Annotated in this window: 3 protein-coding genes; 1 reads left to right on the plus strand and 2 read right to left on the minus strand. The window is 45.6% G+C overall.

What is annotated here, in order from left to right; all coding sequences use genetic code 11:
* Window positions 1-377 precede the first annotated feature (377 nt).
* Both era and H6G03_RS28275 read right to left on the minus strand, forming a co-directional pair.
* Window positions 378-1,331, minus strand: coding sequence for a GTPase Era (era, locus tag H6G03_RS28270; RefSeq protein ID WP_190472112.1), 954 nt, complete (start codon window positions 1,329-1,331; stop codon window positions 378-380).
* A gap of 144 nt (window positions 1,332-1,475) precedes the next feature.
* On the minus strand, window positions 1,476-4,142 hold the full coding sequence (locus tag H6G03_RS28275; RefSeq protein WP_190472115.1) for a bifunctional diguanylate cyclase/phosphodiesterase: 2,667 nt from the start codon (window positions 4,140-4,142) through the stop codon (window positions 1,476-1,478).
* Window positions 4,143-4,745: 603 nt separating this feature from the next.
* Between H6G03_RS28275 and H6G03_RS28280 the strand changes: the two genes are divergently transcribed.
* Entirely contained in the window at window positions 4,746-6,107 is a 1,362-nt protein-coding gene (locus tag H6G03_RS28280; protein ID WP_190472118.1) for an FAD-binding oxidoreductase, read from the plus strand.
* Window positions 6,108-6,406: the final 299 nt, after the last annotated feature.

Genomic DNA, 6,406 nt, shown 5'->3' on the forward strand with positions numbered 1-6,406 from the left:
GTTTGATGTAGGTTCTCCACAACTTGAACCAAATAAGGCAATTTTCCCATTTATCCTGTGGTGATAAATTAATTTTTTTTACTATGAATGTTGTTTTCTTTCCTCCCCAACCCGCTTCCCCAGCTTACTCCCTTTCCGCTCAAAGAATATGTATTGCATTAGGGGAGAGTGGGGGAGAAAAGAACAACAAGTAACTTGCGATCGATAATCTTACGGCGGGAAGGGAGTAATGCGATTAATTATTATTAAGTCTCTTTTCTCTGTTTCTACTTTAGTTCACTTGTACTACTAAATCCCCTTTTGATTGATGTGTGACAGTTGCGGGTGCGGAATGTGGGTTTAAACAACAAAATTACCTCCTTCTTAAGGAAAATTTTCTATTCCTCGACTCGATAACCAAATTCTGCCAAACGGCTGCGAGATTGCCGCCATTTGGGCTCGACTTTGACGAACAACTCCAGGTAAACTTTGCCAGCAATTAATTTTTGCATTTGTTCGCGAGCGGCGCTGCCAATGGCTTTGAGCATAGTGCCGCCTTTGCCGATGACAATTCCTTTTTGAGATTCGCGTTCGACATTGATGGCGGCGAAAACGCGAGTGATGGTGGGAGTTTCTTCAACTTTCTCAATAATGACGGCGACAGAGTGGGGAACTTCTTCGCGAGTGAGGAGCAAAATTTGTTCGCGAATCAATTCTGCCATGATGAAGCGTTCGGGTTGATCTGTAACGAGATCGGGGGGATAATAATAAGGCCCAGGTTCGAGGCGATCGACTAATAATTTCAGCAGTTCGTCCAAACCATTGCCGTTGAGCGCAGAAAATTTGACCAAAGGCCATTCGTGGGGTGAGATCAGATCGGCATAAGTGCGATCGACAAATCGATCGTCGGAATGTTGTAGGTCTATTTTATTAAGCCCCAAAATAACAGGTGTTTGAGTGATGCTTAAGAGATCGACGATGTAGCGATCGCCACCACCAGCCTCCACAGAAGCATCGACAACAAACAACACCACATCCACAGACTGAATAGCAATTTGGGCATTTTGTACCAACACTTGCCCCAACTGGTGGTGAGGTTTGTGAATTCCCGGAGTATCGACAAAAATCATCTGCGCCTCTGGGGTAGTGAGAATACCCCGCAAGCGATTGCGCGTCGTCTGCGCCACAGGAGAGACGATCGCAATTTTTTGCCCCACCAAATGATTCATCAGGGTGGACTTGCCTACATTCGGGCGTCCGATAATGCCGATAAAGCCAGACTTGTATCCCGTTGGTGCGACGGGGATAGCAAATACCTCCGACTTATCTAAAATATCATCTCGATCGCTCATCTACTCCCAGCCTCAATTCTATGCCAATCTTCATTATGGCTTTAGGTCAACTGCCCCACCCACTCTTGGGATGGGGTTTTACGCGCGATCAATAAAAAAATGGATAAAAAGTAATAATCCACTGTGAATTTTCACTTGCGATCGCTAACTCAGAGAGTTGTCATCTGAGTCATCTTGTGCAAGATTGGGCCGAGTTTTGCCGATATAAAGTTGCGTTGCTGCTTCAGCAGGTAAGGGCGGGCTAAAATAGTATCCTTGGACACCATCGCAATTTGCCAAGCGCAAAAATTGCAACTGTTCTGCGTTTTCAACTCCTTCAGCAATCACTTTTAAGTTTAGTCCGTGTCCTAAAGCGACGACTGAGGTAATAATTGCTGCATCTTTTTTGTCACTGCTCAAATCGTGGATAAACGAGCGATCGATCTTCAGCTTATCTAAAGGAAATCGTTTCAAAGTCCACAGCGAAGAATAACCAATGCCAAAATCATCCATCGAAATGTGGATTCCCATTCTCTGCAAAGACTGCAACACGGAAATTGTGAAATCTACATCCTGGATAGCAATGGTTTCAGTAATTTCTATTTCCAGGCAGCCCGGATGCAGACCCGTTTCTGACAACACTCTGGCAATTGTTTTTACTAAATCGCGTTGCTGGAACTGACGAGCCGAAAGATTGACAGCCATGCGGATAGGAGGTAAGCCAGCTAACTGCCAAGCGCGATTTTGAGCGCAAGCAGTTCGCAGTACCCATTCGCCGATCTGGCAGATCAATCCAGTTTCTTCTGCTAAAGGGATAAAATAATCGGGGGGAATTAAGCCTCGCTCGGCAGATTGCCAGCGAATCAAAGCTTCCATACCCACAATTTCACCAGTATTTAAATCTAATTGCGGTTGGTAGTGCAACAGAAACTCTTCCCGTTCTATCGCTTTATAGAGATTGTTTTCCAGCAGCATTCGCTCAAAAGCTTTGTTGCCAATTGCAGGTGTGTAAAGTTGGTAATTATTGCGGCCTTGTTGCTTAGCCCTGTACATAGCTGCATCGGCATTTTTCAACAGGGTTTCCGCATCCTCACCGTCATAGGGAGCCAAGGCAATTCCTATGCTAGCTTTTATGTAGAATTGCTGCTCGTTAAAATTATAAGGAACGCTGAGTACATCAAGAATTCGCTGGGCAATATGAGAGGCATCCTCTGTACTGTTAATGGGCGATAGCAATATAGTGAATTCATCGCCTCCCCAGCGGGCAATCGTGTCACTTTCCCGCAGGGAATTTTTCAGTCGTTTGGCGACATCTTGCAGCAATCGATCGCCAACAGCATGACCCAGCGTATCGTTAATATTCTTAAAACAATCCAAGTCTAGAAACACCACAGCCAACATTTCCGGTCGCTGATGAATATTTGCCAGGGCTAGCGAAAGTCGATCGTTAAATAGTAACCGATTGGGCAAACCTGTCAGGAGGTCGTGGGAAGCTTGATGTCGGATCGTATCTTCGACCCGTCTTTGCATCACCGCCATGTATAGATGCAGTCCCAAAGCTTGGGCTAGCTTGATTTCATCCGCACTCCAGTCTTTGGCTTGTCCTTTTTTGATTTCTCGCCAAGCGTCAAAAGACTGTCTCGGTCGCAAGTTGCGATCGTCTGAATTCAAACGCCCAGCCCATAAAGTTTCTGTCTCGACCTCATTGCGAAAAATTGTCATACACCCAACCGATTGTTGCTGATATCGCAGGGGCACAATTAGTAGAGAACGAATGGAAGTTTCCTCAAAAGCAGGCTCCAAAAACTGTAATTGAGGTTCTCGGTAAAGGTCGGTAATGATGTAGGGAAAATTTTGATTACTTAGGGCGTGTTCCGTGAGATTCTTTAGATCTGTATTCAAAAATAATAATTCAGAAGTCTTATCTTGGGAAGTGTCTTTGTAATGGTTGATAATTCGTTGCCAAAATAAGCTTTCTTCAATACAACCAGCAGTAAGTTTTTCACCACAGGTGTAAAGTTGAGCGGGTTGACCTGTGGCATCTGCGTTGATATACAATCGACCACCAGAACCGTGTAAAGCTTTGACTGTTTGCTCTAGAACTTTTTGCCGAATTTCTGTAATATTAAGGGGTGAATGAAGCAAGCGGCTGATTTGATTGCAAATAGCTTCTTGTTGAGCTTGTTTGCGAGTGCGCGAAAGCAAATTAGACTGAGCGATCGCGATCGATACCTGATCCACCAACAACTGTACGATTTTTAAATCTCTTTCTGAAAAGTTTCGCGGTTTGGAATGGTGAGAAACCAACAAACCCCAAAGTTGATTTTGGTGCAAAATCGGCACAGTTAGAGAAGAATGCACCCCCATAGCGCTGAGGTATTCCACATGGCAAGGATCGACCGCACTATAGCGAACATCTTCTGCCATCAAGCTTTCTCCGGTAGATGGGCAATCCAGCTGACTGGTAGTTTTGCGCCTGGAAGTCACGTCAACGATGACCCTTTGGCGAGCTTTCAGAAACATTTGACGGGAATGGGGAGGAATATCGGTAGCCGGAAAATGCAGGCCCAGCAACGAAGGCAGTCGATTACCGTGACGAGCTTCAGCAATCACTTCTCCACTGCCATCCGTATTAAATAAGTAAATTTTTACGCGCTCGGTTCCCAAAAAGGATCGGATTTCCTGTACTGTTGTCGTCAAAATTTCTTGCAGTTCCAAAGAGCGACGAATTCGCGTGGCAATTCGATTGAGCAAACTCTCTCGATCGTAAAGAGAGCCTTCTCCTGCCTTTATCCCTTGCTGTGATGTCTTTGTATTTTTTCTCTGCGACATTCCGATAAACCTTCTCTTTTGAGCGCTCTCCGATGTTGTCTGCGTGTATTTGTTCAAAAACGAGATTCTGAAGCAAAAGATTTTATTTTGAGGTCAATGTATATAATTTTACATTTTTTAACTATTAAGTTTTAATTATATTTAACATACTTAAAACTTTGTATAAAATCTCAAGAAAAAGATAAAAATTTGATATAAAAACAACAGTGCCATCGTACCTGCTGCTTTTCGAGGCTGAATGAGGCCGTGTCAAGTGTCTTTTTGGCCACTTGATGCTTCCTCCCAGCAAATGACGCAGGAGACCCAAAAACACTAAGTATAATATTTAACTCATCTGGGCGAGTACTGAAAAGCTAGTGCCGCTACGCGGAAGTCAAAAGTCATTCATTCAAAAGTCAAAAATCCTTTGAGCGTCAGCTATTCAACTACTTCCCCTCTGGTGGGTTACTTCTGCCGTGCTGCACTAGGGCATACGACTCCCCGATCGCTCAAAGAATAACTGTGAGGCCAGAGGAGCAGAAGCACGATCGATAATCTTCTGGAGGAATGAAATTAATCGCAAGGGTTTGATATTGTTGACCGTAGAATTACCAACACTAAAACATGACCTCAACACCAATGAAATCAAGAGACTGGGATGCCCTAACTGCTGCCCTGAAAGGGATAGAAATTATTACCGATGCGACCCAAGTAGCTAAGTTATCTCAGGATTACCACACTTTTAGCCCTATTTTACAAGCCCAGCTGGCAGGAAAAACAGGCGATTTGGTTATCCGTCCGGCCAACGAAGCAGAAGTGTTGCGCGTAGCAGCTGCCTGTGTGGAATTTAAGGTGCCCCTGACAGTGCGAGGTGCCGGTACTGGCAACTACGGACAGTGCGTACCCCTAAGTGGCGGCGTCATTCTGGATATGACGCGAATGCAGAATATCTGCTGGGTAAAACCAGGCATAGCACGAGTAGAAGCTGGTGTCAAGCTGGCGCAGCTGGATAAAAAGGCAAGGGAAATTGGCTGGGAAATGCGGATGTCTCCGTCCACATATCGAACGGCAACCATAGGCGGTTTTATTGCCGGCGGTAGCGGAGGCATCGGTTCGATTAACTACGGATTGCTCGGAGATCGCGGCAACCTGTTCGCCTTGCGAGTCGTCACCCTGGAAGACACGCCTCGTGCGATCGAACTGCGCGGAGACCATGTACAAAAAGTAAATCACGCCTGGGGGATCAATGGCATCATCACTGAGTTAGAGATTCCCTTGGGGCCAGCATACCCTTGGGCGGAAGCGATCGTCACGTTCGAGAGCTTTATGGCAGCAGCTCGCTTCGGACAAGCCCTGGCTGACAGCGATGGCATGATTAAAAAACTGATTTGCATTACAGCGTGGCCAATACCCAGCTATCTTACCCCCTTGCGTCAATACATACCGGATGGCTCCCACGCCGCCCTGTTGATGGTAGCAGAAACCAGCCTAGAACCCTTGGCAGATTTAGTGAGGGAATATGGCGGCAGCATCGCCTATCAGAAACTCGCACAAGATGTCGGCAAAGGCTTCCAGCTCGCAGAATATACCTGGAATCACACAACTTTACACGCTCGCAACGTCGATGCGTCCATAACCTATTTGCAAAGCATATTTCCAGCAGATAAAAGTTTAAAGGTCGTCGAACATATGTACGATCGCTTTGGCGACGAAGTGATGATGCACCTAGAATTTTTCCGCGTCGGCGGTACGGCAATTCCCGGCGCATTGCAACTCGTTCGCTACACCACAGAAGAACGCCTCAACGAAATCATTCGCTATCACGAAGAACAAGGCGTTTTCATTGCCAATCCCCACGTTTACATTTTAGAACTGGGAGGCAGAAAAAAAGTTGATGTCGAACAGCTCGAGTTTAAGCAAATGGTTGACCCTTACGGACTGTTCAATCCAGGTAAAATGCGAGTACGTCTGGAACACGATCTCTAGTTGACCGAAACTCAAAGGGCGCAAGCCCATAAATTCCATTTATGGGGATAAGCCCGTAGGGGATTTTAATCACGGTTCAAATTCTTCTATCAAATCACTAATACTAATACTTCTATTGCTCGCTTCAATTTTCATATTTTGCAAACAAAGAGAGGTGATTCAAGGGTGTTGGTACTGGAGTACAAAGCTGTCTTGACATACTCCCCGCGCTGAAGCGACGGGGATTCTTTACGCTTCATTGAGTCGTGCTACCGAAGTAGTCTTACCGTCCCTCGACGTACATTTAAGGTCGTGCCGAT

It is taken from the genome of Aerosakkonema funiforme FACHB-1375 (assembly GCF_014696265.1).
Lineage (GTDB): Bacteria > Cyanobacteriota > Cyanobacteriia > Cyanobacteriales > Aerosakkonemataceae > Aerosakkonema > Aerosakkonema funiforme_A.